This is a genomic window from Aeromonas sp. YN13HZO-058 (genome assembly GCF_001921245.1).
Classification (GTDB): domain Bacteria; phylum Pseudomonadota; class Gammaproteobacteria; order Enterobacterales; family Aeromonadaceae; genus Aeromonas; species Aeromonas allosaccharophila.
Genome location: NZ_MQSY01000024.1, coordinates 1 through 23,885 on the forward strand (window position 1 = coordinate 1; position 23,885 = coordinate 23,885).

Below are 23,885 nucleotides of genomic sequence, written 5' to 3' on the forward strand. Positions count from 1 at the left end.
CGGTCAGTCGTTCGTCCTCCCGCTGTCGTGGCGATACGGGCTGTTTCAACCACGCGTAGAAGCCACTTCGGTGAACCCCCAGGGTCTGGCACAGGGTAACGACACTGTACTGGTCGAGTCGGGAGGTTATGAACGCGTACCTTTCCTTGACTCGCTGGCAAAGTACGCGGCGGCCTCCTTTAGGATATTGCGCTCTTCGGTGACCTGGCGCAGTTCGGCTTTCAGGCGGCGGATCTCGGCTTGCAAGGCAGACTCTTCGAGCTGCTGGTCAGCGGGCTTACCGTACTGCNGTCGAGTCGGGAGGTTATGAACGCGTACCTTTCCTTGACTCGCTGGCAAAGTACGCGGCGGCCTCCTTTAGGATATTGCGCTCTTCGGTGACCTGGCGCAGTTCGGCTTTCAGGCGGCGGATCTCGGCTTGCAAGGCTGACTCTTCGAGCTGCTGGTCAGCGGGCTTACCGTACTGCTTGAGCCAGGCATACAGACTGTGGCTGGATACCCCAAGGGCGCGTGCAACGTCAGCCACCGGCCGTCCGCGCTCGGTGATTTGTTTAACGGCTTCGATTTTGAATGTTTCTGGATAACGCTGACGGGTCATAACACCTCCAATAGTTGCCTCATTTTAAGGCTATGAGGTGTCTAGGGAACTGGGGGCGATTCAGGTGAAGCGGGAGTATCGTCCTCTTGTTAGCGGGCATTAAAAAACCAAATGGGCCTGCGGGCCCATAGGGTTTTTCTGCGGTGATTGTTTGTGTTGTGGTTATCTGGCTTGGCGCACCGGCACGGCGCGGGTGGCTGCCACTTCGTAGCGGCTTTGGCTCGCCGGGGCGGTTTTCTGGAACTGGCGCACCAGCCGGTCGAGATCGCTCAACTGGTTTACCAGCTGGGTGATGCCGTGCACGGCATGCTGGCTGCCGACGCTGGAGTCATCGGCCAGGGTCTTGATGCTGAGCACGTTGCGGTTGATCTCGGCGGTGACGTGGAACTGCTCCTGCACCGCTTGGGCAATCTGGCCGCTGCCGGAGGCGACTTGCTGCAGCATGTTGTTGATCTGCTGGAGTATGGTGCCGGTCGCCGAGGCTTTCTGCTGGCAGCTCTCGGAGAGTTGGCAGCCCTTCTCCATCGCCTGCTCTGCATCCCCGGCGCTGGTTTGCAGCTCGGTGATCATCTTCTGGATTTCGCTGGTCGAGGATTGGGTCTTGATGGCGAGCGAGCGGATCTCGTCAGCCACCACCGAGAAACCGCGGCCCGCCTCGCCAGCCCGGGCCGCTTCAATGGCGGCGTTGAGGGCCAGCAGGTTGGTCTGGTTGGCGATGTTGTTGATCACATCGAGGATGCCGTCGATATCGCGGCAGTGGCCGACCAGCGCGCTGATGACGACCTTGGAGGTGGTCAGCTCGCTGTTCATGCCCGCCACGGCGGCCACGGTTTCGGCCACGCTGTGATTGCCGCTCTTGAACAGGTCGGCGGTCTTGTCCAGCAGGCTGGAGGATTCGCTGGAGCTCTGCGACACCTCGCGAATGGATTCCGACATCTCGGTCACGGCGGTCGCTACCTGATTGGTCTCGGCCTGCTGCTGTTGCAGGTTGTCGGTGATGGACTCGGCGTTGCGCAGATCCTCCTCGGCGGCCTGCAGGATCTTGCTGCAGGTCTGCTGGGTGCGGGCCAGCACGGCGTTGAACTCGGCCTGATTCATCACCATCGAGAGTTCGATGGCGGCGATGTTGTCCACCTTGTTGGTGTAGAGCAACTGCATCAGCGGGTTGTCAAAGCGGCTGCGGGCCATCTTGTTGAGCTTGCCGAGGCGGCGGGAGAGGGCATTCAGGGTGATGGCCGCTATCGCCAGCGGCAGGGCGGCCAGCGCCAGTTGCCAGTTCATATCGTGGTTGTAGCCCAGCGCCAACATAGCGATCAGGCTCAGCAGCAGGCAGAGGTTGATGGTCAGGGCATGGGAGAAGGTGGGCAGTTTAAGCGCCAGCGGCAGCTTGTCGTTGCGAAGGTCGGCATAGACCTTCTCGGCCCGCTGTTTGATCTCCTCGCTCGGGGCGGTGCGCACCGACTGATACTCCACCACCCGGCCGCTGGCATCCTTGATGGGGGTGACAAAGGCACTGACCCAGTAGTGATCGCCACTCTTGCAGCGATTTTTCACCGGCCCCATCCAGCTCTTGCCTTCGCGGATATGGTTCCACAGATCGGCAAAGGCCTGTTTCGGCATGTCAGGATGGCGCACCAGATTGTGGTGTTCCCCCACCAGCTCGTCGAGCGAGAAGCCTGCTATGTCGCAGAACTCATCGTTGGCGTAGGTGATGCGGCTTTCCAGATCCGTGGTTGAGATCAGGCTCTGGTGGTCTGAATAGAGGCGTTCTCTTTGGGTAACCGGTTGATTGATTCTCATGGCCATGCTTCCGAGCTGTGGTGGTTGAAAATTGAGCTGCATCAAGTTCAAAGCAAAGGGCGGGCCATCAATCACGTTAAGTGACTCTTGTGTCAATAAAGGGGCGCAGCCACTGAATGTGGCGCTGCTGTCGTTGCAATGTGCAAAAAACGAGCGGCAAGAGGCGAGGGGATCTGCATTTTGCACCTCACTTTGCTGAGTGAGGTGCAGTGATCGGGATTTGTGGCGCGTCGGTGGGAGTGTTCCCCCATCGACGATCAGGGGGTGGCGTCAGGGGGGGGCGGTGTGGTCTCGCTGACCTGATGCTGCACCTCGATCTGGATCCCCTGCACCAGCACGGTTTTCAGATCCTGCAGGTACTCCTCCAGCGGCGACTCTTGCAGCAGCTGGGCGAGCTCGTTGCCCACCGGGGTGAGCCGGTAGTAGAGCAGGGTGATGTTGTGCTGCTTGCACTGCAGCCGCCAGCGCTGGTTGCCGAACTCCAGCTCGACCCCGTCGGCGGGCAGCGGGCCGGACTCCAGCTCTGCGCGGTGCAGCAGCCCCAGTTCAAACAGCTGCAACAGGGCGTTGTAGGGCAGCCGGTATTTGCCAAGGCCGAGGCGTGTCGCCTTGGCGCGGCTCAGCAAGCTGGCCCCCTTGTGCAGCCCCAGCAGCAGCCGTTGCTCATCGCTGCCGGCATAGTGGCAGGTGAGGGCGCAGACTCGCTGGAACAGCATGGCTTCGCGCTGGGTCATCTCCTTGAGGGTAGAGAGCGCCCGGATGGAGAAGCGGCCCGGCGTGGCGACCTCGATGGCGAAGATGCGGCCCCACAGCTGCTGCATCGGCACCATGCTGATATCTTCTGCCAACTGTAGGAAGCGGGTCAGCCAGTCGCTGTCCATCTCCCCGCCGGCCGCCGTCTCTTCGCAGTGGCGAGAGGCCATCACCATGATGGCCTCCAGATTGCGCTGGCGGGCGGCCTGATCCGCCAGATGGCGAAAGGTGGCGCGCTGTTCGAAGGTGCTGTCGCTGTTGCGGGTGAGCATGCCGTCGATGCCGCGACTGCGGGCCAGACGCAGGGTCTGCTCCTGGCTGCTCAGGATCGAACTCTCTTTCTTGGGGGGGGGCAGATCGGCCATGCTGGCTCCATTCGCACAGGTTCTGGGCTGAATGTTACTCCAACCGGGATGCCAAGATAACAAAGCGGCCTCCGTGGAGGCCGCTTTTTTTGCAACGGGAGGATTACTCCTCGTAGACGCTCACTTCGACCGCTTCCATCGAGTAGGAGGCGGTCGCCATCTCGTGGCTGGAGCTGACCGTGCGCATCTTGCCCTTCACCCATATGGCATCCCACAGATCATCCACCGGCGCACCCTTGGGGTAGCTCACATAGATCACCTGATTGGTGGGGGGCGGCGGCACATGGATGCAGGCGCCGAAGTAGGGCACCAGCAGGAAGGCGGTGATCTTCTTGGCATCCCCTTCCAGCGGCACCACGAAGCCCGGAATGCGCACATCCTGGTTGTCCAGCTTCTTGTTTACCCCGCCCACCGGTTGCGGCACGGAGGCGAGATCCCCATCGTGGCTCACCTGCGGGGGTGGCAGCAGTTTTTCCCCTTCCGGGATGAGCACATCCCAGTCTATGGTCTTGTAATCGGCGGCCAGGGCGGGCAGCACCAGCAGGCTGGCGAGCAGCGCCACTATTTTCCACTTCATCATCTGTCCTTCTGTTTCTATTTAGGGCGTCTCGCTAGACACGAATGCTCATGCCATCGCTCAGGCTGTAGCGGTAAGCGCGGGCAGCGGGGAGCAGGCCAATCAGCATGCCTGCCAGCCACACTACCCCCAGCAGCTGCCACTCGTAGGCGCTCGGCAGCCCCAAGCTTAATTGCAGGCCATAGTGGCTGAGCAGCCAGGGCGAGGCAAGCCCCTGCCCCAGATAGAGCACGGCGACCCCGAGGGCGATGCCGACCGTGGTCAGCGCCATGGCCTCCAGCGCCAGCAGCAGGAACAGGTGGGCAGGGCCCGCACCGAGGGAGCGCAAAATGGCAAGCTCCCGGCGCCGCTCGTTAAGCCCCGCCAGCAGTGTGGTCAGCATGCCGATAAGGCCCGCCACCACCACAAAACCGGCGATGACCGACAGCGCGGTTTCCGCCACGCTCATCAGGCTCCACAGCTCCTGCAGGGCAGCGCCCGGCAGGATCGCCATCAGCGGCTCCTTGGGATAGGTGTTGACGCCGCGCTGCAGCTGGAACGCCAGGATCCGGTTGCTCAACCCCACCATAAAGGCGGTGATGGTTTTCGGGGTTAGATCCTGCGCCAGCGCCTGCTCCGGTGTCACGTTCTTGCTGTGACGGCCGGTATCCCAGCCCAGATGGATCGCCTCGATCCCCGCCAGCGGCACATGGATGGTGCGATCGATCGGCGTACCGGTCGGTGCCAGAATACCCACCACCTTGAACGGCAGATTGTCGTGCTGGCTGAACGAGGTGTTGCCGGCGCCGTGGGCGATGACGATGGCTTGATCAAGACGATAACCCAGCTTCTCGGCCACCTGGGCGCCGAGCACTGCTTCAAAGGGCGTGTCGAACGGCCGCCCCTCGCGCAGTTGCAGCGACTGCTGCTGACCGTACTTCAGGTGGGTGAAGTAGTCGCCATTGGTGCCGAGCACCCGAAATCCCTTGTGGGAGTCGCCAAGCGAAAGCGGGATGGTCCAGGCGACGCCCGGTTTCTGCTTGATGGCCTGATAGGAGTCCCACCCCACGTTGTTGGTGGGGTTACCGATGCGAAACACCGAGTAGAGCAGCAGGTTCACCTGACCGGAGCGGGCGCCAACGATGAGATCGGTGCCCGAGACGGTGTTGGAGAAGCTTTCACGGGCCTGGGTGCGCACCCGCTCCACCCCGAGCAGCAGGGTGACGCTGATGGCGACGGCCAGCAGGGTGAGCCCGGCGGTGAGGCGGCGGGCCCAGAGACTTTGCAGGGCGAGCTTTAGCACGTTGCCCTCCGGTTAAGTTGTTGCAGGTTTTCCACCCGTGGGAACAGGGGTTCGAGATAAGGGTCATGGCTGACGAAGATCAGGGTCGAGCCCTGCTTGTCGCACTCCTCGAACAACAGCTTGATAAAGGCCGCCCGGTTGTCGGTATCGAGGGCCGAGGTGGGCTCGTCGGCGATCACCAGCGGTGGTGAGCCGATCAGCGCCCGCGCGGCGGCAACCCGTTGCTGTTGGCCGATGCTGAGGGCGTGCACGGGGCGATGCAGCGCCTCGTCCGGCAGTTGCAGCTCCGCCAGCAGACGGCGCGCCTCCTGCTCCGGACTCCCTTGCAGGCGAGCCCGTTTGGCGGGCGAAAAGGTGAGGGCAGCGGTGACGTTGTCCTGCACCGAGAGAAAGGGCAGCAGATTGAACTGCTGGAAGATATAACCCAGATTGGCCGCCCGGAAGTGGTCACGGGCACGGCCAGAGAGCCGGGCCAATGGTTGGCCCAGCACCTCCAGGGTGCCGTGGTTGGCGGTCTGGATCCCGGCCAGCAACCCGAGCAGGGTCGATTTGCCGGAGCCCGACGGGCCCTTGATAAAGACCCGCTCACCCTCGCGGATGGTGAGGGCGGGCAGATCGAGCACAGCGTCGCCACCTGGCCAGGCAAAGGCCAGATCGCGGATCTCAACCACGGCTTTTTTCATGGCGTTACCAGCTCAGCTTGTTGGCGGATGGGGTCAGCTCGCCAGCGGTCTGGCCGGTGGGCAGGATCCCCTGCACGCTCAGCTTCTCAAGGCTCGGATAGACGCTGAACAGGGTCGCCTCAAGGCCGGTCAGTTTGGCGGGCGTGGCGCAGGTGTAGGTGTACATGGCACCCATATCGGCGTGACCCCCTTCGTCATGATCATGGTGGTGTTCATGCTCGTCGCTGGCAGCCTTGTCATGGTCATGGTCATGGTCATGGTCATGGTCATGGTCATGGTCATGGTCGTGATCCTCTTTGGCGGCCTGCAGCTCCTGCTGGGTCAGTTTGCAGCCAGCGGCCGGGTCGAAGCGGAACAGGGCATCAGGCTGCTGGAGGCGGGCGACCGCCTTGGCATACTGCGCCTTCTCTTCATCGCTCTTGGCGGCGTGCTCAAAGCCCACCAGATCGGCTGCGGGGGCCTGCAGCTCGATCATCAGCTGGTTGCCATCGACCACCAGATTGAGGTGACCATGACCATGCTCGTGGGCGCCGTGACTGTGGCTCTCGTGTTCATCGTGATTTGCGTGCACAGCAAAGGTGGCCGCGGCCAGCAACAGAGTAACTGCTTTCATCTTTAATCCTTTTTCAAAACAAATGGCGAAATTAAACAAAGGGATAGAGAAAAGCAGAGGCTGGCGGCGCACGGATGGCATAGCTGTGCAGCGTGGCGGTATCCGCCGATAGTTGCATGGTTGCAACAGCGGGCAGAACAGCCGTCGCATTGGGGAAACAATAGGGGGTGGCGGTGATGACTTGCTTGCCATCCAGATGGAGGGCGCAAACCAGGCAGTGATGGTCGTCGTGGCCGGGCAGGGCGGATTCAAGCTGATGCCGGGCAAGGGCAGGCTGCAGCCATAACCAGCCCAGCAGCAAGATCCAGATTTTCAGCTTGATACGACCCATAGACCCTTATGGAAAGGGCGCCATCAGCGCCCTTGCTCTCTGACTTAGAGATGGGACTTGATGAGCCCCATCACGGTAGCAATGTTGTTGGCATCGAGCTGGCCATCTTTGGCAAACAGCACCTTGCCCTCTTTATCCAGCAGGATGATCGCCGAGCTTTCCGGCATCAGATCCCAGGCGTTGCGCGCCATGCCCTTGGCATCCAGCACCATGGCGGACCAGGGGAACTCTTTCTTGCTGTCCTCGGCGCTGCTCTTCACGAAGCCGGAGGTGCCCCAGATGGCGTCATTGCTGTTGATGACGGTGACGGTCTGGTACTTGTCATGGGGCAGCTTGGCGGCCTTGATCGCCTCGATCATCGGGGCGTTCAGCTCCTTGGCACTGGAGCGACCGGCAATATGCTGGATCAGGAATACCTTGCCGGTGAGCGAGGTGCTCTGCCACGGTTGGTAGCCGATATCCTTGCCGTTCAGTACCAGCTCACCCTTGTCACTGACATTGACCAGCGGCACCGGGTTGCCATCCTTGACGTTGTGAGCAAAGACCAGAGATGGCAGCAGCGCCAAAGTAAGTACCAGATGTTTCATCCTGATGACACTCCATTTGTTATGTTATAACGAGTTTCGGATTGAGGGAATGGGCGAGCTTCATCCTAAACTGATCGGATCTGTTTAAAAAGTGTTAAATAAGATCGCAATTCAGAAGCGTCGGCGCCCCGCCAGTCAGGAGGTTGGCTGGCAAGGGCGGCTAGGATGGCATGACATCGAGAAAAATCAATGAATTGGCAGCTGGTCTGAGCTGTCTGCGTCAGTAGAGCGACTCGCTGATGAGGGGGATCTTGGCCATGGTCATCTGCTGGGCCAGCAGGGATGAGCCGGTCAGCAGCACATGGCGCTGATTGTTGATCACCACCACATCACCGGGTACGCCACTATCTGCCGTAATGGCCAGCCAGGCAGGGGAGACGCTGCCGATACTGATATCCGGATAGATGATGCTGAGCACATATTGCGGGGCCAGCTCCGCCAGCAGGCTGGCCATCAACAGCGCCTTCTCGTCGCTGTCGGCCTTGTTATCCTGCAGTGCCTGCAGCGGCGGCGCGAAGTGATCCAGCTGCTCCGGCTGGGTGGGAATGGCGTTTAGCCACTCCTGCAGCAGGCTGACGCTGGTGGCGAGATCCTTGGCGGCAAACTGCTGCGCCAGCGGTTTGAGCTGACCCTTGAAGTGATAGAAGAGCTGGGAGTAATCGGGTCGCACGCAAGGCAGCTTACGATTGGCCGGATGGACGCAGGGCACCACCCTCATCTGGTAGAAGGCATCCTCCTGATACTGTTGGTAGGCTTGCCAGAACAGCAGCGACTCCATGCTGTTGTCCCGCAGGGTGAAGGCCTGCTCCAGATTGCGAAACTTGGTGGCGGTCTCGGGGCTGCTCTGGTTGATCAGGTTGATGCTGTTGTAGAGGCGCGGGCTGATGTAGGCGTAGAGCGTCTCCAGCGGATTGGTGAGGGAGGCCTCCAGCAGGCTCATCTCGTGGCGACTGGCGGCCATCACCTGATCGTCGGTGGTCAGCTGGAAGTGCTTGCGCTGGCCATCGGTGGATTGCCACTGCCAGCTCATGTTGATTTCGCTGGCGTTGCTTGTGGCGCCAAGGGTGGTGCAGAGAGTAAGGCTCAGCAACAGCGCGGTGATCGGCTTCATGGTGGTGCTTCCTGCCGTGGACGATAATTAACAACTAGGTGAGCCGGCACCACTTTGGTGATGTTTCGTTTTGTGATCTGGATAACAGATTGATGTGACTTTTAATTTAATTGTGAAATTAAGTCACTCTGGAGGGGTTATGAAGCCTTGGATCTTAGTGCTGTCTGGGCTGCTCAGCCTGCCAGCCATGGCGGGTCAGGTGATCGTCAACAAGGGGATGTCCGTTGCGGATACCTTTGCCTTGCGCGATCAGCTGGCGCGCGAACACGAATGGCAGGAGTGGCTGCGCTTCCAGCAGGCCATCAAGTGGCTGGAGGTATTGCCGGTCAACTGCGAGCTGATGAGCCAGCCGGGCGGCGGCTATCGCTGTGGCGGTGATTATTACCGCCCCTACCAGAAAGATGGCCGTGAAATATACATTCAGGGCAATCCTGCCGGAGATACAGCCGGTCAGCGGCCGCAAATACCGACAAAAAAGGCGCCATAAGGCGCCTTTTTTCATACCGGATAACGCTTACTTGGCAGCGTAACGCTCGGCAGAGGTCTTGATCTCGGCTTCGGCAGCGGCCTTGTCGCCCCAACCTTCCACCTTGACCCATTTGCCCGCTTCCAGCTCTTTGTAGCGCTCGAAGAAGTGCTGGATCTGGGCGCGCAGCAGTTCCGGCAGATCGTTCACATCCTGGATGTGATCGTACTGCTTGGTCAGCTTGGAGTGCGGTACGGCCACGATCTTGGCATCTTCGCCAGATTCATCGGTCATCTTCAGCACGCCAACCGGGCGGCAGCGAATGACGGAGCCGGCCAGCAGCGGGTAGGGGGTCGGAACCAGTACGTCGACGGGGTCACCATCCAGAGAGAGCGTCGCGTTCACGTAGCCGTAGTTGCACGGATAGAACATCGGGGTAGACATGAAGCGATCGACGAAAATTGCGCCGCTGTCTTTGTCGACTTCGTATTTGATCGGGTCGGCATTCTGCGGGATTTCGATGATGACATAGATATCGTCGGGCAGGCTCTTGCCGGCCGGTACCAGGTTCAGGCTCATGATATTTCCTTCGTTGTTAGTATCAGGTTTGCAGGCCGATATTATAGCGATGTGATGTTAAATGACCATATTTCAGCGGATATCGCGGCCAAAGAAGAGAGATGTTTCCGGTTTACGGTGCTTTGATGTGTTTCGGATGCAACAAAACGGCAGTTTTGATGCCCTGCCGGTGACCTTGGCCACCGGCAGGGCATGTGGAGTTGCGAGCAAAGAGGGTCAGAGCGAGTAGGGGAGCCTCGACTCATTGACCAGCCGCGACAGGGCCGCCACCACCTGAGGGTCAAACTGGGTGCCGGAGCGGGACTGGATATACTCCATGGTCTGCGCCAGCGTCCAGGGTTCCTTGTAGGGGCGCTTGCTGAGCAGGGCGTCGAACACATCGACCACCGCCACGATCCGCGCCGACAGCGGGATCTGCTGGCCAGCCAGCTGTTCCGGATAGCCCTTGCCATCGAAGTGCTCATGGTGGCCCCGGGCGATCTCTGCCCCCAGCGATAGGTAGCTGGTTCCCTCCACCATCTCGCCCGCCTTGTACAGGATATTGGCACCGATATCGGCATGTTGCTCCATGATGGCCCGCTCGTCGGGATCAAAACGCCCCGGTTTGTGCAGGATATGGTCGGGGGTGCCGACCTTGCCCACGTCGTGCAGGATGGAGGCCATGCCGATCATCTCGACAAACTCCGGGGTCAGCTGCTCGGGATACGCGGCCATCTGTTGCAGCTCTTCCACCAGCGCATCGGAAAGCTTCTGGACCCGCAGCACATGCTCGCCAGTATCGGAGTCGCGAAACTCCGCCAGCGCAGCAAGCGCCACCACGGTTGCCTCCTGGGCGCGCAGCAGCTGGTTATAGAGGTAGAGGTTGTCGTAGGCCGCCGAGATGCGCTGGCAGAAGACATCCAGCAGATCGCACTCGAGCGGGTCGAGAGGTTGGGTCGGGGTGAAGCTCAGCACGAACTCGCGCCCATTCTGGGCGGCTATATAGAGGGAGTCCTGCGGATGCTCGAAGCGGTTGCAGCGTTCGTTCAACGCCTTTATCACCGACTCCTGCAGTGCCGGAAAGTCCTCAAGGAGCTGCTCTTCCAGCAGCCCTTCGTAGTCACCGGTCGCGGCCAGGATCTCCAGGCCATGCTCATCGGGGCGCCGCTCGGCGCAGATGGCCCCTTCGGTGCCCACATCGAGAATCGCGCTGATCTGTTTCAGCACACCGGAGGCGAACTCCTTGAGGGAGTGAAGATGATAGAGATCGCCTGCCCCTTCCAGAATTTTGCCGAGCCCCTGGCGGCTCTTGTCGATGGCGCTGAGGGTTTCGTAAGAGCGCAGGGAGGCGATGACGGTGGTGTAGAGCTTTTGCACCGTCAGTTCGGTCTTGGTCTTGTAGTCGTTGATGTCGTAATCGAGGATCACCCGCTGTTCGGGGGCCTGACCGGGCTGGCCGGTCCGCAGCACGATCCGCACCAGCGAGTTGCGCATCTCGTTGCGGATCCGGTGTACCAGTCGCAGACCGGCATCTTCGGTCTCCATCACCACATCGAGCAGGATCAGGGCAATTCTGGGATTGGCTTCCAGCATGCGACCCGCTTCGGCGCCGCTGTAGGCATTGAGCAGTTCAAGCGGGCGCGACTTGTAGTGAATATTGGAGAGGGCCAGGCGGGTGGCGTGATGAATGTCAGGCTCGTCATCGACGATCAGCACCTGCCAGGGGTTGAGTGCCTTGGGGACCACGACCTCTTCATCATCGAGTTCGATGATGTCGTCGTCCAGCCAGATATCGTCCTTGTCTTGGGCACTGCTCATATCGGTTACGCCTCCGGCGCTCAATGAGTATGTGAACAGTATGCACGATCACATCCGGTCGGATCACCCGGATAATTGTAGAACGTGAGCGGGCTCTGTCTCTTTTTACTCTATTCAAAAGGCTCCAGATACGCCTGGATCGACTTTTTCAACCAGGCCAGCACCTTGCCGTGGTAGGCATTTTCCGCCAGATAGACGCCGTAGTCCCGCCACTGCAGGCTGAACTTGTGTTTCAGGGTCAGCAGGGAGCCCTGCCGCAGCTGGCTCTGGATCAGCGGCGAGGGGAGCACCGCCCAGCCAAGTCCGTCGAGTACCGCATCGCGCATCAGCTCGAAACTGGAGAGCCCGATGTGCTGACCGCCGATGGGCAGCAGACTTTTGACCGAGAATTCATCCACATAGGAGAGGGTGACCTGGGTGTGGTCGGTCAGATCCTGCTGCATCACCCGCTTCAGACTGGCCAGCGGATGGCTGGGGGCCACCACCATCAGGGTACGGATCGGGTTAAGCAGGTCGATATTGAGGCCGCTGCGCTCCTGATCCTCGGTGATAAGGCCAAAGGCGGCATCGACGAAACCCTCTTCCACCAGCGCAGGCAGTTCGGGTGGGGAGGCGAGCACCAGCGAGATACTGGTGCCGGGGAACTGGCTGCGCAAGGCGGCCAGCATCTCGCGCCACACCTGTTCGGGGATGGCGTCATCGCGCGCAACCCGCAGCGCCACCTCGGCGCCGGAGGCGTAGTGTTCACACTTGAGCTTGAGGCTGTTGGCCGCCTGCAGCAGCCGTTTGCAGTCATCCAGCACCAGCTCGCCGATTTCGGTCAGGCGACTCTGATTGGCGCCGCGTTCAAAAAGTTCGACGCCTAGCTCCACTTCAAGGGAGGCGATGGCGGTACTGACTGCGCTGCGGCTTTTGCCAAGTCGTCTGGCTGTATTGGCGAGGGAACCACTGTTTGCTGATTCTACAAAGAGTTCTATCTGATAGAGCTTCATGAAGATGGGTCATGACGGAGTGTTCTGGCATTACCTTAGCCCGCCCGCGGATAACAAGGCAAACCGTCAGCGTCTGATAATTCGACGCTCAGCGATTCCTGACCGAGCCGCGACTGCGGCTATCATCTCTCCCGTCGCAGCAACAGAAGGAAAATTCTATGTTAATCAGTCGCATGCTTTTAGCACGCATATTCTTGACGGGGGCCATCCTCACCGAAGTGGCGGGGACATCCAGTATGGCGATGATCCCCGAGGATGCCGCGGGATGGCTGAACTACCTGCCGATGTGGGCCCTGATCACCCTCTCCTATCTGCTACTGGCTCAAGCCGCCAAAACAATCTCCATTGGTATTGCCTTCGCGTTGTGGGAGGGGCTGGGGATTGCACTGATCACCATCGTCTCCGTGCTGTTCCTCGATTACGACCTGAACGCTCAGGAGCTGAGCGGTCTGGCGCTGGCAATAGTGGGTATTGTTATGGTGACCATGGGGGAAACCGGGGATGAACCGGTGCGCAGGAGAGTCACCCGTAACAGCAAGGAGGCGGTATGCACCCGTTAATTATCGTACTTGGCGCGGCTTTGCTGGATATCGGTGCCAATATGGCGATCAACCGCTCGCGGGGTTTTCGCTACAAAGGGTGGGGTGTATTGGGGATTATGCTGGTGCTGGGTGCCTTTACCCTGCTCTCCGAAGCGGTGAGCAGTGGCAAGATCGATCTGGCCGTGGCCTACGCCACCTGGGGCGCCATCGGTATTCTGGGGACCGCACTCGGCGGTTTGCTCATCTTCCGTGAGCGACTCAAGCCCATCGGTTGGGCCGGGATGGTGGTGATGGCGCTGGCCGTTGCCATGCTGACCACCGCCTGATAGCGCTTCATAGATGACAAAGCCGCCCGGTTTCGCCGGGCGGCTTTTTGTTTGGCCGATTATTTGGCCGATGCAGGCTCAGCAAGGCGCTTCGTAGAGCTCCAGTGGCAGACCGTCGGGGTCGGCGAAGAAGGTGAAGCGCTTGCCGGTCAGCTCGTCCACCCGCACCGGCTCTACCGCGATCTGATGGGCCAGCAGGTGGGCGATGACCCGGTCGAGGTCGCTGACCCGAAAGGCGAGATGGCGCAGACCGCACGCCTCGGGCGTAGAGGGGCGGCTGGGGGTGATTGGGAAGCTGAACAGCTCCAGCTGGCTGCCGTCCGGCAGGGCCAGATCCAGTTTCCACGACTGGCGCGCTTCACGCAGGGTTTCGGCGATGATGGGTAGCCCCAGCACCTCGTGGTAGAAGTGGCGCGAGCGTGGGTAATCGCTGGCGATGATGGCCACATGGTGGATGGCGTCAAACAGCGGAAAGGTCATGGTGTTTCCTTGTCAGCAGCATAGTGAACGGGCAGCCTGCGCTGCCCGTGTTGTTGATCTAGTTGAAGAAACCGCCGAACCAGTCATCCAGCGCACTGCGTGGCGTCGCACTGCTGGCGCAACCGGCCGGGGAGCCCATGGTGGAGGCCTTGGCCGGCACCTGCAGGCTGCCCGGGCAGTCGCTGGTGACGCGAGTGCCGCTGGCGCGGGAGAAGTTGGCCCAGGTGACCCCTTCCGGCATCTTCAGCCCCAGACTGTTGACGCCGCGTTGGCTCATGTAGCCGCTAAAGAGTTGCAGCGCGCCGCTGGCACCGGTCAAGCCCGCCGGGGTGTTGTCGTCGCGACCGACCCAGATACTGACCAGCTCGTTGTTGTCCATCCCGGCAAACCAGGAGTCGCGCAGCTCGTTGGTGGTGCCGGTCTTGGCTGCCATGGTGGCGCCGGGGAACTTGGCACTGAGCGCGCGGGCCGTGCCCTGACTCACCGTCTTGGTCATGGCGAACAGGGTCAGCCAGCTCGCTTGCTGGTCGGTGACCCGCTTGGCGGTCTGATCATGCTGATAGAGCAGGCTGCCATCCCCCTTGACCACGGCGCGGATCGCCGACAGCGGCTGGGTCAGCCCCTGATTGGCGATGGGCAGATACATCTGGTTCACCTCCATCGGGGAGAGCGCTACCGCCCCCAGCACCAGCGACGGATAGGGCTGGATCTCCTGCTGGACCCCCAGCTTGTGCAGGGTATCGACCACTTTTTCCAGCCCGACCTGCAGACCCAGATTGACGGTCGGCACGTTGAGGGAGCTGGCCAGCGCATCCATCAGCGGCACGCTCTGGCGGAACTTGCGATCGTAGTTTTGCGGCGTCCAGACCTGACCATCCTGACCGCGAATGCGGATCGGCTGATCTTTCAGCGGGGTCGCCAGCGTCAGGCCGTTGGAGAGGCCGGTGAGGTAGACCGCCGGTTTCACCAGCGAGCCGATCTGGCGGCGGGCATCCAGCGCCCGGTTGAACCCGGCGTAGCGGGGATCGCGGCCACCCACCAGCGCGACTACTTCGCCCTTGTGCCAGTCGGAGACCACCATGGCCGCCTCCAGCTTCTTCTTGCCGCGCAGCTTTTCGATCTCGGCGAGGCCCGATTCGACCGCACGCTCGGCCGCATGCTGGGCGATGGGGTCGAGACTGGTGAAGATCTTCAGGCCAGATTGCTTGAGCAGATCGGCGCCGAAGCGGCTCTGGATCTCGCGCTTGAGCAGCCCCATAAAGGCCGGGGTGCGGCCATAGCTCATCTGGCCGCGAGCGATGATACCAAGGGGCTGACGGCTGGCCAGCTCATATTCGGCCTGGGTCAGGCTGCCGTGATCCATCAGCAGCTTCAGCACCAGATCACGGCGGGTCTTGGCCCGCTCCGGGAAGCGCCAGGGATCGTAATAGGAGGGGCCTTTCACCAGACCGACCAGCAGGGCGACCTGATCGATATCCAGCTCGTTGACCGGAATGCCGAAGTAGAAGTAGGAGGCAAGCCCGAAACCATAGACCCCTTGCGAGAAGTTCTGCCCCAGATAGACCTCGTTGAGGTAGGACTCGAGGATCTCGTCCTTGCTGTAGCGATAGTCGATCAATACCGCCATGTAGGCTTCCTGCAGTTTTCGCCACAGGCTGCGTTCACGGGTCAGGAAGAAGTTCTTGGCCAGCTGCTGGGTGAGGGTACTGCCGCCCTGCACGGTGCGACCCGCGATTAGGTTGGCGAACATGGCGCGCATGATGGCCACCGGCGAGACGCCGCCATGCTGGTAGAAGTCGCGATCTTCGGTGGTGAGCAGGGTCACCAGCAAGCTGTCGGGCACCTCGGCGATGCGCACCAGCAGGCGATCTTCCCGATCTTCGGTATTGAGGCGATCGAGCAGCACCGGGTCCATCTGGGCGTAACCGAGCTGGCGCTGGTTCTCCAGCGACTGGATCCCCTCAAGGCGCGGGCCGTTGAAGGTGAGGCGCAGGCCGCGGGCCCCGTCGGCGCCGTCATAGAACTCGAACGGACGGCGAATAAGCTCGATGCGGTTGCCGTTGATGGTGTATTCACCCGGCGTGTGAGGCTGGCGCACCTGCTTGTAGCTCAGCATGTTGAGCTCGCGCAGCATCTGGTCTCGCGACAGGCGCTGGCTGGGGTAGAGCTCCAGCGGGCGGCTGTAGACCATCACCGGCAACTGCCACTTCTCGCCATCGAAGCGCTCGCGCACCTTGGTATCCAGATAGATGCCGAACACCACCATAAAGGCCGCCACCACCAGGGAGAGCTTGAAGCCAAGCCAGAACAGCTTGCGCCAGATGGTGCGTTTGGGAGCGGCCTTCTTGGGAGGGCTCTTGCGTCGTTGGGTTGCCATGGTTCCTCTTTACCTGTTCATCATTATTCGTTGTGTTGCCATCGCGGCGTAATCGAACGATCGCGGCCGATTATCCATCAAATAGTCGGTGAGATTTCGTTCATCGAACCTACATCCCCATCTTCTTCTTGGTGACCCTGGTCGGCATCGCCTCCAGCGGATTATCCGGCCAGTAGTGGCGGGGATAGCGTCCCTTCATCTCTTTTTTCACCTGCTCGTAAGAGCCAGCCCAGAAGGCAGCCAGATCGGCGGTGATCTGCAGCGGCCGCTGGGCGGGGGAGAGCAGCTCCACCACCAGCGGCACCCGGCCATCGGCCACGCTGGGGGTCGAACCTTGCCCGAACATCTCCTGAATACGCACCGGGATCACCGGTGCCTGCCCCGGCTGATAGCGGATCCGCACCCGGCTGCCGGTGGGCGCCGCAAAGTGGCTCGGCAGCGCCTCGTCCAGCCGCTTGGGCAGTGGCCAGGGTAGGGATTGACGCAGGATATCGCCGAGGTTGAGCTTCTTCAGCTGCTCCAGCCGGGTCATGCCGCTCACCGCCGGCAGCAGCCACTGTTCCAGCGTGGCCAGCAAACTTTCCTCATCCATCGCGGGCCACCCCTCATCGGGCAGCCAGTCGCGGGCGCAGCGCAGACGGGCCAGCAGCCCTTCGCTGCTCTCGTCCCACGGCAGCACATGTAGCCCCTTGCGGCGAATGCCTTGCAGCAGGCAGCGCCCTTTCTGCTCGTCCGACAGCTCGGTCAGCGGTCGCTGGCTCAGCACCAGCTCACCGATCACCTGCTGGCGCTCGGCGCGCACCCGCTCTTCCCGTTCATCCCAGTCGAACCATTGCCGCTCGCTCACCAGTTCCGGCAGCAGGCGTACCAGCTCGTCCAGATCGACCGGTTCGGCGATAAAGATGCGGCTGCCGCGATCGTTTTGCCCCATCTCGATGGCGATAAGGGCGGCTTGTCCCTGACAGGGATGACCTTCTACCAGATCGCAGCTCACCCCACCACTGAGTTGATAGCGGCTGCCGCTGCGCAGTTTGCCGATTCGATCCGGCCAGGCGAGGGCACAGAGCAGCCCGAGCCACTGACCCTGCGCATTGGCTGGGCGCACGCCAAGCCGCTCAAACCAGCGGGCCGCGCTCTGGCGCAGGGCGCTTTGACGGCGATGGAACAGCACAGAGAGGCGCTCCGATCCTCGCAGATCTTCTTCCTGCAACGCCACCAGATATGCGGCATCGGCGACAATCCCTGTCAGACCCTCGGACTCCAGCTCGCGGGCGCGCAGCAGCATGCGGGCGAGGCGAGGGTGGGTACCGAAGGCGGCCATGGCGCGGCCAGCGGGAGTGAGTTGTTGCTCACCCTCCGGCTTCATGGCGCCAAGGGCCACCAGCAGCCGCTGGGCGCTGGCCACCGCTGCGGCGGGGGGCATATCCAGCAGCGGCAGATCTTCCACCTTTGCCCCCCACTGGGCGGCGTCCAGCAGCAGGCCGGTCAGCTCCTGAGTGAGAATGTCTGGCGGGCTCTGCTCGGCGAGCCGCTCCTGCACTTCGCTGCTCCAGAGCCGGTAGCAGACGCCGGGGCCGAGACGACCGGCGCGACCGGCCCGCTGGGTGGCGGAGGATTTGGCTATCTGGCGGGTCTCCAGTCGGGTGACGCCGCTTTTCAGATCGAACGAGGCCCGTCGCTCCAGCCCGCTGTCGATCACCACCGAGATCCCCTCGATGGTGAGGGAGGTCTCCGCCACATTGGTGGTGAGCACCAGCTTACGGCGGCCCGCAGGCGCCGGTTCGATGGCCGCTTGCTGCGCCGCCATGTCGAGGCGACCGTAGAGGGGGGCGAGGGTCACATCATCCGGCAGTTTGTCTGCCAGCCCCCCTTGTAACCATTGCGCCAGTCGCTCGATCTCCCCCTGTCCCGGCAGAAAGACCAGCAGGCTGCCGCGGTGGGCGGCCAGCGCTTCGAGCACCACGGCACCGACCTGCGGCTCCAGCCACTGCTGGCGGTTGGCGGGGCGGTAGTGGTAGTCGATGGGAAAACCGCGTCCTTCAGAGCGGATCACCGGCGCATCTGGCAGCAAGGTCTCAAGCGCCATGCCATCCAGGGTGGCGGACATCACCAGCAGCTTGAGGTCATCGCGCAGCCCTTGCTGGCTCTCGATGGCGAAGGCCAGCGCAGTATCGGCGTGCAGGCTGCGTTCGTGGAACTCATCGAAGATCACCAGCGAGACGCCGGTCAGCTCGGGATCCTGCTGCAACATCCGGGTCAGCACCCCCTCGGTGACGATCTCGAGCCGGGTCGCTGCGCTGGTGCGGCTCTCGCCGCGTACCCGCAGGCCGATGCGCTCGCCCACCTTCTCCCCCAGCTGGCGTGCCAGAAACGTGGCGATATTGCGCGCAGCCAGCCGCCTTGGCTCCAGCATGATGATGCGGCCGGGCAGCCGGTTCTGGCGCACCAGCTCCAGCGGCAGCAGGGTCGATTTGCCCGCACCGGGTGGCGCCTGCAGGATCACGCTGCTGTGGCTGTCGAGGGCGGCAAAGAGTTCGGGCAGTACCGAAACGATGGGGAGCTGGGACAAAGCGATGAGCACCTTCTGTGGCAACCGGTAAAACGGCGCCTATTCTGCCACAGCCACTCGCGCCACCGTGAGTGGATGTGCGGAGATGGTCACTCGGGCGGGAGGCTGGCGAGACATGGCCGGATGGCTGCCATAGAATGGGCCCATCCAATGAGCGTGAAAAAGGCATTATCACCACATGGCCAAACTCTTCTTTGCCCTGCCCGTCAAGGAGCTCGCCCCCGAGCTCATCGCCTGGCGCGATCAGCAGCCCTGGCCCGGTCAGCCGGTGCCGCAAGCCAACCTTCACCTGACCCTGGCTTTTCTGGGTGAGGCGGATGAGTTGACCACCCGCCGCCTGATCGCTGCCGTAGAGCGCCAGCACTGTCCGCCGCTCTCCATCAGGCTGGATGAGACCGGCTGGTTCAGCCGGGCAAAGGCAGCCTGGATTGGCCCGAAGGAGTGGCCCAACGAGCTGAACGTGCTGGCCCGGGCGCTGCGCCGCCACGGTGAGAAGCTGCGCCTTGGCAATGGCGAGCAGGGTTATCGCCCCCACGTCACCCTGTCGCGCAAGGCGGGTGAGGCACCGGCCATCCAGCTTGCCCCAAATTTTCTGCTGCAGGCTGACGAGTTCTGCCTCTATCAATCCATCTCGACCCCGGACGGGGTACGCTACGAGCCGCTTGCCTGCTGGCCGCTGCGGGCAAGAAGCAAAGAGGGATTGGATAATGAAGAGCAACGGAGGGTAAACCCGTGATCTTTGATCCCCCCCTGCAATCGGGCCAGCTGGTGGCCCGCTACAAGCGCTTTCTGACCGATGTGCAACTCGATAACGGCGAGGTCATCACCATCCACTGCGCCAATACCGGTGCCATGACCGGTTGTGCCGATCCGGGCACCCGGGTCTGGTACTCCACCTCCGACAACCCCAAGCGCAAACTGCCCAACAGCTGGGAGATCGCCGAGAGCCCGGCGGGCCACTTTATCTGCGTCAACACGGCGCGCGCCAACCAGATCGCCCGCGAGCTTATCGAGCAAGATGCCATCGCCCCGCTGGTTGGTTACAGCCGGTTGCGCACCGAGGTGAAGTATGGTGAAGAGAACAGTCGCATCGATCTGCTACTGGAAGATGACGAGAAGGGCAATTGTTACATCGAGGTAAAATCAGTGACCCTGCTCGACGAACGTGATCAACCGGGCATGGGTTACTTCCCCGATGCGGTCACCGCCCGTGGTGCCAAGCACTTGCGCGAGCTGATGGCGATGAAAGCGGCGGGCCACAGAGCCGTGCTGCTCTTTATGGTGTTGCACTCCGGAATAAGCCGGATGCGCCCTGCAACCCATATAGATCCGCACTATAGTCTGCTAATTGAGCAGTCAATTGCGGCGGGGGTTGAAATTTTATGCTATCGGCCCCATGTTGGGGTGCATGGCATGGTGGCCCAAGATTTCATCCCATTTGAATCTGGTCACCTGTTACCCGAGGGGAGTGCATAAATATTGGAGTGGGTAACATTATTGGTACGGCTCGTTTGCTTACCCGTTACCCTTCTGCTATAGATGTCGCCCTCAATTTATGGATGGCACGGGTAGCGTGCTGAATTAGGAGACAGGGCATGCCAACAGGCGAAAACAGGAAATCTCTGGGCCCCCTGGCCATTGCGGGTGTCGCGCCTTACCAGGAAAAGCCGGGTGAGGAGTACATGAATGACCAACAAAAGGCGCATTTTCGCAAGATCCTGGGTGCCTGGCGCAACCAACTGATGCAGGAAGTTGATCGTACCGTCGACCATATGAAAGACGAGGCTGCCAACTTCCCGGATCCCGTGGATCGTGCCGCGCAAGAAGAAGAGTTCGCTCTTGAACTGCGTACCCGCGACCGTGAACGCAAGCTGATCAAGAAGATCGAGAAGACCTTGCAGCTGCTTGAAGACGATGATTTCGGTTACTGCGAACACTGCGGTATCGAGATCGGTATCCGTCGTCTGGAAGCCCGTCCGACTGCCGACCTCTGTGTCGATTGCAAGACGCTGGCCGAGATCAAGGAAAAACAGATGGCCGGTTGATCCCGACCCTCTGGTATATGAAAAAGGGAGCTCGCGGGCTCCCTTTTTTATTGAGCTTTTGGCGGTCGCCCCCCAGAATGCAGCCTCAATGAATCGCTTATCCGAACAGCCATGCCCGTGAATTCCCCGTCCTCATCCCTTGCGCGTCCTTATGTCGGCCGCTTTGCTCCCTCACCTTCCGGCCCACTTCACTTCGGTTCGCTGATCGCCGCCCTCGGCAGCTTTTTGCAGGCCAGATCGCAGCAGGGGCGCTGGCTGGTGCGCATCGAAGATATCGATCCGCCGCGGGAGATGGCGGGGGCGGCTGACCTGATCCTCAAGACCCTTGAGGCATATGGCCTCGAGTGGGATGGGGAGGTGATGTTCCAGAGTGCGCGCCACGGCCGTTATGACGAGATCATCGACCAGCTCTATCGGGTTGGCGATCTCTACTGGTGTCGCTGTACCCGGCGCGAAATCATGGCGAGCGGTGGCTTTTACAACGGCCACTGCCGCACTCTCGGGCTGACGGCAGAGGGATGTGCCGCCCGGCTGCGCCAGCACCATCCGGTCTACCACTTCGATGATCGCTTGCAGGGCCATATTGCGGTCCCGGCGGCGCTCGCCGAGGAGGATTTCATTATCCGCCGCCGCGACGGGCTCTACGCCTACAACCTGGCGGTGGTGGTGGATGATATGGACAGCGGCATCACCGAGATAGTACGCGGCGCCGATCTGCTGGAGCCCACAGTGCGCCAGATTGCCCTCTACCAGACCCTGGGGGCACCGGTGCCCGACTGGGTACATTTGCCGCTGGCGGTGCTGGCCGATGGCAACAAGCTCTCCAAGCAGAACCATGCGCCGGCGCTGGCGCTCGATGAGGTGCGACCGGCCTTGTGGCAGGCACTGCACTTCCTCGGTCAGTGCCCCCCCCCCGAACTGATGACAAGCCGGATCGACGAGATCATCGGGTGGGGCATCGCCAACTGGCGGCTCGAACGGGTGCCCGCCAGCGAGAAGATCCCGTTGGACCTTGAGTAAAGAGAACCGGTTTTCGTGTAATAGGATGTGAGCTGGGCGCAGATAGANGCCAGCGAGAAGATCCCGTTGGACCTTGAGTAAAGAGAACCGGTTTTCGTGTAATAGGATGTGAGCTGGGCGCAGATAGACCGCGATTTTCGCTGGCAGATGGTTTCATGCGGGATCAATTGTCAGCACGGTTTTTCATTTGGTCAGGTGTGAGCTATGCACAGGTAGACCGCTATTTTTTGGCCCGGTTTGATTCAAATGAGCTGAAGTAACCGCATGGTTTTTCATTTGGTCAGGCGTGAGCTATGTGCAGATTGACCGCTATTTTTGCTGGCGACCTGTTTCATTCGGGATCAATTGTCAGCACGGTTTTTCATTTGGTTAGGCGTGAGCTATGCACAGGTAGACCGCTATTTTTTGGCCCGGTTTGATTCAAATGCGCTGAAGTAACCTCATGGTTTTTCATTTGGTCAGGCGTGAGCTATGATAGGCCGCTATTTTTTGGCCTCCCGTCAATTTAGAAGTCATGAAGAGGTGTACCATTTTTTCCCAGATCGCAAACTTTTGCCGCAAGGTGCTCGGCAAGGAAGATGGCGAGCAGCCGGTGGAATCCCCCATTCCAGCCCGTGTCGCCGGTCAACGTCGTACCTTAAGCCGTGATCAGCACCCTGTTTCGCGCAAAGAGATCAGCGAGAATGCCCTCAAGGTGCTCTATCGCCTGAACAAAGGGGGCTATGAGGCCTACCTGGTCGGCGGCGGAGTCCGGGATATTCTGCTCGGGAAGACGCCCAAGGATTTCGACATCGCAACCGATGCGACGCCGGAGCAGATCAAGGCGCTGTTCAGCAACTGCCGCCTGATTGGCCGTCGTTTCCGCCTTGCCCACATTGTCTTTGGTCGTGACGTGATCGAAGTGGCCACCTTCCGGGGTCACCACCATCAGGTCAATACCAGCAAACATGTGTCGGCCCAGTCTGATGAAGGCATGCTACTGCGCGACAACGTCTACGGCACCATCGAAGAGGATGCCGAGCGCCGCGACTTTACCGTCAACGCCCTCTACTACAGTGCCAAAGATTTCACCCTGCACGATTTCGAAGGGGGTCTGGAAGATCTGGCCGAGCGCAAGCTTGAGCTGATCGGTGATCCCGAGACCCGTTATCGTGAGGATCCGGTGCGGATGCTGCGCGCCGTGCGCTTTGCCGCCAAGCTGGACATGACCATCAGCCCGCGTACCGCCGCCCCCATCAAGGAGCTGGCGCCGCTGCTGCAAGACATCCCTGCTGCTCGCCTGTTTGAGGAGACCCTCAAGCTGTTCCTGGCTGGCGACGGTCTGGCGACCTACAAGTTGCTGCGCGAGTATGGCCTGTTCCAGCAGCTGTTCCCGCAAGTGGCGGCGCTGTTTACCCCGCACGGCAACTCGCCCTGTGAGCAGCTGATCGAGCTGGCGCTGATCGATACCGACACCCGTGTCCGTGAAGATAAACGCGTCACTCCCGCCTTCCTCTACGCCACCCTGCTGTGGGGCGCTGTCGAGGCCCGTGGTCGGGTACTGGAGAACGAGAGCGGCCTGCCCTGGTATGACGCCTTCATGCTGGCGATCAACGAGGTGCTGGACAATCAGGTGCGGATCATCGCCGTTCCTCGCCGTTTCACCACCGATGTCCGCGACATCTGGGCACTGCAACAGCGTCTGACCCGTCGTCAGGGCAAGCACCCCGAGCGCGCCATGGAGCATCCCAAGTTCCGCGCGGCGTACGACTTCCTGTTGCTGCGCAACCGGGTCGAGCGTGGTCTCGGCGAGCTGGCCAGCTGGTGGGAGCGCTATGTCGCCTCCAATCCGGATGTGCGCCCGCAACTGCAGCGCGAAGCGACCCGCCGCCCGGCGAGCGGTGAGCGTGCCCCGGCCGGTGAGGCCCGCAGCAACGATGGCGAGAAGCGCAGCAGCAACAGCCGCAACCGTCGTCGCCCCCGTCGCCGCAAACCGAAAGTGGCCGAGTGACA

General features: G+C 61.2%; 23 protein-coding genes and 2 pseudogenes. 8 read left to right on the plus strand and 17 right to left on the minus strand.

Features of this window, described 5'->3' with window-relative positions:
• The 11 genes and pseudogenes from BSP75_RS21250 to BSP75_RS05195 form a co-directional block, all read right to left on the minus strand.
• Positions 1 to 243 (minus strand): annotated as a pseudogene (locus BSP75_RS21250) (IS3 family transposase); the annotation flags it as partial.
• Positions 244 to 305: 62 nt separating this feature from the next.
• Positions 306 to 598: pseudogene (locus tag BSP75_RS05150) on the minus strand (transposase); the annotation flags it as partial.
• 162 nt (positions 599 to 760) lie between these two features.
• Positions 761 to 2,398, minus strand: a complete 1,638-nt coding sequence (locus tag BSP75_RS05155; protein WP_075112521.1) for a PAS domain-containing methyl-accepting chemotaxis protein — start codon at positions 2,396 to 2,398, stop codon at positions 761 to 763.
• Between the two features lie 257 nt (positions 2,399 to 2,655).
• Positions 2,656 to 3,516, minus strand: coding sequence for a TIGR03899 family protein (locus tag BSP75_RS05160; RefSeq protein ID WP_075112450.1), 861 nt, complete (start codon positions 3,514 to 3,516; stop codon positions 2,656 to 2,658).
• 103 nt (positions 3,517 to 3,619) lie between these two features.
• Positions 3,620 to 4,096: a DUF3299 domain-containing protein gene (locus BSP75_RS05165; RefSeq protein WP_111807076.1), complete on the minus strand. Its 477-nt coding sequence runs from the start codon at positions 4,094 to 4,096 to the stop codon at positions 3,620 to 3,622.
• A 31-nt stretch (positions 4,097 to 4,127) separates the two neighbouring features.
• The gene (locus BSP75_RS05170; protein ID WP_075112452.1) at positions 4,128 to 5,375 is read right to left on the minus strand and encodes an ABC transporter permease; all 1,248 of its coding nucleotides are present in this window, start codon (positions 5,373 to 5,375) and stop codon (positions 4,128 to 4,130) included.
• Positions 5,369 to 6,058 carry an ABC transporter ATP-binding protein gene (locus BSP75_RS05175; RefSeq protein ID WP_005354693.1) on the minus strand — a complete coding sequence of 230 codons (690 nt, stop codon included), beginning with the start codon at positions 6,056 to 6,058 and terminating at the stop codon, positions 5,369 to 5,371. The genes BSP75_RS05170 and BSP75_RS05175 overlap by 7 nt, the downstream gene beginning before the upstream one ends.
• 4 nt (positions 6,059 to 6,062) lie before the next feature.
• The gene (locus BSP75_RS05180; RefSeq protein ID WP_075112453.1) at positions 6,063 to 6,671 is read right to left on the minus strand and encodes a DUF2796 domain-containing protein; all 609 of its coding nucleotides are present in this window, start codon (positions 6,669 to 6,671) and stop codon (positions 6,063 to 6,065) included.
• Positions 6,672 to 6,702: 31 nt separating this feature from the next.
• Entirely contained in the window at positions 6,703 to 7,002 is a 300-nt protein-coding gene (locus BSP75_RS05185) for a DUF2607 family protein (RefSeq protein WP_075112454.1), read from the minus strand.
• A gap of 44 nt (positions 7,003 to 7,046) precedes the next feature.
• The gene (locus BSP75_RS05190; protein WP_075112455.1) at positions 7,047 to 7,589 is read right to left on the minus strand and encodes a YtfJ family protein; all 543 of its coding nucleotides are present in this window, start codon (positions 7,587 to 7,589) and stop codon (positions 7,047 to 7,049) included.
• A gap of 220 nt (positions 7,590 to 7,809) precedes the next feature.
• A complete protein-coding gene (locus tag BSP75_RS05195) occupies positions 7,810 to 8,700 on the minus strand; it encodes a hypothetical protein (RefSeq protein WP_075112456.1) in 891 nt (296 codons plus the stop codon).
• 139 nt (positions 8,701 to 8,839) lie between these two features.
• Between BSP75_RS05195 and BSP75_RS05200 the strand changes: the two genes are divergently transcribed.
• Complete coding sequence (locus BSP75_RS05200; RefSeq protein WP_075112457.1) at positions 8,840 to 9,187, plus strand: hypothetical protein; 348 nt, start codon at positions 8,840 to 8,842, stop codon at positions 9,185 to 9,187.
• A 27-nt stretch (positions 9,188 to 9,214) separates the two neighbouring features.
• Here BSP75_RS05200 and ppa read toward each other — a convergent pair whose 3' ends face one another.
• The 3 genes from ppa to BSP75_RS05215 all read right to left on the minus strand — a co-directional run bounded on the left by ppa (position 9,215) and on the right by BSP75_RS05215 (position 12,534).
• Positions 9,215 to 9,745, minus strand: a complete 531-nt coding sequence (gene ppa / locus BSP75_RS05205; RefSeq protein WP_033137821.1) for an inorganic diphosphatase — start codon at positions 9,743 to 9,745, stop codon at positions 9,215 to 9,217.
• Positions 9,746 to 9,961: 216 nt separating this feature from the next.
• Positions 9,962 to 11,542 (minus strand): response regulator, encoded by a 1,581-nt coding sequence (locus tag BSP75_RS05210; protein ID WP_075112458.1) that lies wholly within the window; start codon positions 11,540 to 11,542, stop codon positions 9,962 to 9,964.
• 110 nt (positions 11,543 to 11,652) lie between these two features.
• Entirely contained in the window at positions 11,653 to 12,534 is an 882-nt protein-coding gene (locus BSP75_RS05215) for a LysR family transcriptional regulator (protein ID WP_075112459.1), read from the minus strand.
• A 158-nt stretch (positions 12,535 to 12,692) separates the two neighbouring features.
• Between BSP75_RS05215 and BSP75_RS05220 the strand changes: the two genes are divergently transcribed.
• A complete protein-coding gene (locus tag BSP75_RS05220; protein WP_042063140.1) occupies positions 12,693 to 13,094 on the plus strand; it encodes an SMR family transporter in 402 nt (133 codons plus the stop codon).
• Positions 13,082 to 13,402: an SMR family transporter gene (locus BSP75_RS05225; protein WP_058052527.1), complete on the plus strand. Its 321-nt coding sequence runs from the start codon at positions 13,082 to 13,084 to the stop codon at positions 13,400 to 13,402. The genes BSP75_RS05220 and BSP75_RS05225 overlap by 13 nt, the downstream gene beginning before the upstream one ends.
• Positions 13,403 to 13,480: 78 nt before the next feature.
• Here BSP75_RS05225 and BSP75_RS05230 read toward each other — a convergent pair whose 3' ends face one another.
• From BSP75_RS05230 to hrpB, 3 genes are all read right to left on the minus strand, one after another.
• Positions 13,481 to 13,882, minus strand: coding sequence for a VOC family protein (locus BSP75_RS05230; RefSeq protein ID WP_058052526.1), 402 nt, complete (start codon positions 13,880 to 13,882; stop codon positions 13,481 to 13,483).
• Between the two features lie 58 nt (positions 13,883 to 13,940).
• The gene (gene mrcB, locus BSP75_RS05235) at positions 13,941 to 16,259 is read right to left on the minus strand and encodes a penicillin-binding protein 1B (RefSeq protein WP_075112460.1); all 2,319 of its coding nucleotides are present in this window, start codon (positions 16,257 to 16,259) and stop codon (positions 13,941 to 13,943) included.
• A gap of 109 nt (positions 16,260 to 16,368) precedes the next feature.
• Entirely contained in the window at positions 16,369 to 18,828 is a 2,460-nt protein-coding gene (hrpB, locus tag BSP75_RS05240; RefSeq protein ID WP_075112461.1) for an ATP-dependent helicase HrpB, read from the minus strand.
• Positions 18,829 to 19,006: 178 nt separating this feature from the next.
• On the opposite strand from hrpB, the gene thpR reads away from it, so the two are divergent.
• The 5 genes from thpR to pcnB all read left to right on the plus strand — a co-directional run bounded on the left by thpR (position 19,007) and on the right by pcnB (position 23,883).
• Positions 19,007 to 19,564 carry an RNA 2',3'-cyclic phosphodiesterase gene (gene thpR / locus BSP75_RS05245; RefSeq protein WP_075112462.1) on the plus strand — a complete coding sequence of 186 codons (558 nt, stop codon included), beginning with the start codon at positions 19,007 to 19,009 and terminating at the stop codon, positions 19,562 to 19,564.
• Positions 19,561 to 20,304 (plus strand): DNA/RNA nuclease SfsA, encoded by a 744-nt coding sequence (sfsA, locus tag BSP75_RS05250; protein ID WP_075112463.1) that lies wholly within the window; start codon positions 19,561 to 19,563, stop codon positions 20,302 to 20,304. Before thpR ends, sfsA begins: the two co-directional genes overlap by 4 nt.
• 119 nt (positions 20,305 to 20,423) lie before the next feature.
• Positions 20,424 to 20,873, plus strand: coding sequence for an RNA polymerase-binding protein DksA (dksA, locus tag BSP75_RS05255; protein WP_005335644.1), 450 nt, complete (start codon positions 20,424 to 20,426; stop codon positions 20,871 to 20,873).
• 111 nt (positions 20,874 to 20,984) lie between these two features.
• Positions 20,985 to 21,893 (plus strand): tRNA glutamyl-Q(34) synthetase GluQRS, encoded by a 909-nt coding sequence (gene gluQRS / locus BSP75_RS05260; protein ID WP_075112464.1) that lies wholly within the window; start codon positions 20,985 to 20,987, stop codon positions 21,891 to 21,893.
• Positions 21,894 to 22,407: 514 nt separating this feature from the next.
• On the plus strand, positions 22,408 to 23,883 hold the full coding sequence (pcnB, locus tag BSP75_RS05265) for a polynucleotide adenylyltransferase PcnB (protein WP_058052520.1): 1,476 nt from the start codon (positions 22,408 to 22,410) through the stop codon (positions 23,881 to 23,883).
• Positions 23,884 to 23,885: the final 2 nt, after the last annotated feature.

Coding starts and splice junctions, on each gene's coding strand:
- BSP75_RS05155 (WP_075112521.1), bottom strand. CDS start 2,398: ATGAGAATCAATCAACCGGTTACCCAAAGAGAACGCCTCTATTCAGAC.
- BSP75_RS05160 (WP_075112450.1), bottom strand. CDS start 3,516: ATGGCCGATCTGCCCCCCCCCAAGAAAGAGAGTTCGATCCTGAGCAGC.
- BSP75_RS05165 (WP_111807076.1), bottom strand. CDS start 4,096: ATGATGAAGTGGAAAATAGTGGCGCTGCTCGCCAGCCTGCTGGTGCTG.
- BSP75_RS05175 (WP_005354693.1), bottom strand. CDS start 6,058: ATGAAAAAAGCCGTGGTTGAGATCCGCGATCTGGCCTTTGCCTGGCCA.
- BSP75_RS05180 (WP_075112453.1), bottom strand. CDS start 6,671: ATGAAAGCAGTTACTCTGTTGCTGGCCGCGGCCACCTTTGCTGTGCAC.
- BSP75_RS05185 (WP_075112454.1), bottom strand. CDS start 7,002: ATGGGTCGTATCAAGCTGAAAATCTGGATCTTGCTGCTGGGCTGGTTA.
- BSP75_RS05190 (WP_075112455.1), bottom strand. CDS start 7,589: ATGAAACATCTGGTACTTACTTTGGCGCTGCTGCCATCTCTGGTCTTT.
- BSP75_RS05195 (WP_075112456.1), bottom strand. CDS start 8,700: ATGAAGCCGATCACCGCGCTGTTGCTGAGCCTTACTCTCTGCACCACC.
- BSP75_RS05200 (WP_075112457.1), top strand. CDS start 8,840: ATGAAGCCTTGGATCTTAGTGCTGTCTGGGCTGCTCAGCCTGCCAGCC.
- ppa (WP_033137821.1), bottom strand. CDS start 9,745: ATGAGCCTGAACCTGGTACCGGCCGGCAAGAGCCTGCCCGACGATATC.
- BSP75_RS05210 (WP_075112458.1), bottom strand. CDS start 11,542: ATGAGCAGTGCCCAAGACAAGGACGATATCTGGCTGGACGACGACATC.
- BSP75_RS05215 (WP_075112459.1), bottom strand. CDS start 12,534: ATGAAGCTCTATCAGATAGAACTCTTTGTAGAATCAGCAAACAGTGGT.
- BSP75_RS05220 (WP_042063140.1), top strand. CDS start 12,693: ATGTTAATCAGTCGCATGCTTTTAGCACGCATATTCTTGACGGGGGCC.
- BSP75_RS05225 (WP_058052527.1), top strand. CDS start 13,082: ATGCACCCGTTAATTATCGTACTTGGCGCGGCTTTGCTGGATATCGGT.
- BSP75_RS05230 (WP_058052526.1), bottom strand. CDS start 13,882: ATGACCTTTCCGCTGTTTGACGCCATCCACCATGTGGCCATCATCGCC.
- mrcB (WP_075112460.1), bottom strand. CDS start 16,259: ATGGCAACCCAACGACGCAAGAGCCCTCCCAAGAAGGCCGCTCCCAAA.
- thpR (WP_075112462.1), top strand. CDS start 19,007: ATGGCCAAACTCTTCTTTGCCCTGCCCGTCAAGGAGCTCGCCCCCGAG.
- dksA (WP_005335644.1), top strand. CDS start 20,424: ATGCCAACAGGCGAAAACAGGAAATCTCTGGGCCCCCTGGCCATTGCG.
- gluQRS (WP_075112464.1), top strand. CDS start 20,985: ATGCCCGTGAATTCCCCGTCCTCATCCCTTGCGCGTCCTTATGTCGGC.
- pcnB (WP_058052520.1), top strand. CDS start 22,408: ATGAAGAGGTGTACCATTTTTTCCCAGATCGCAAACTTTTGCCGCAAG.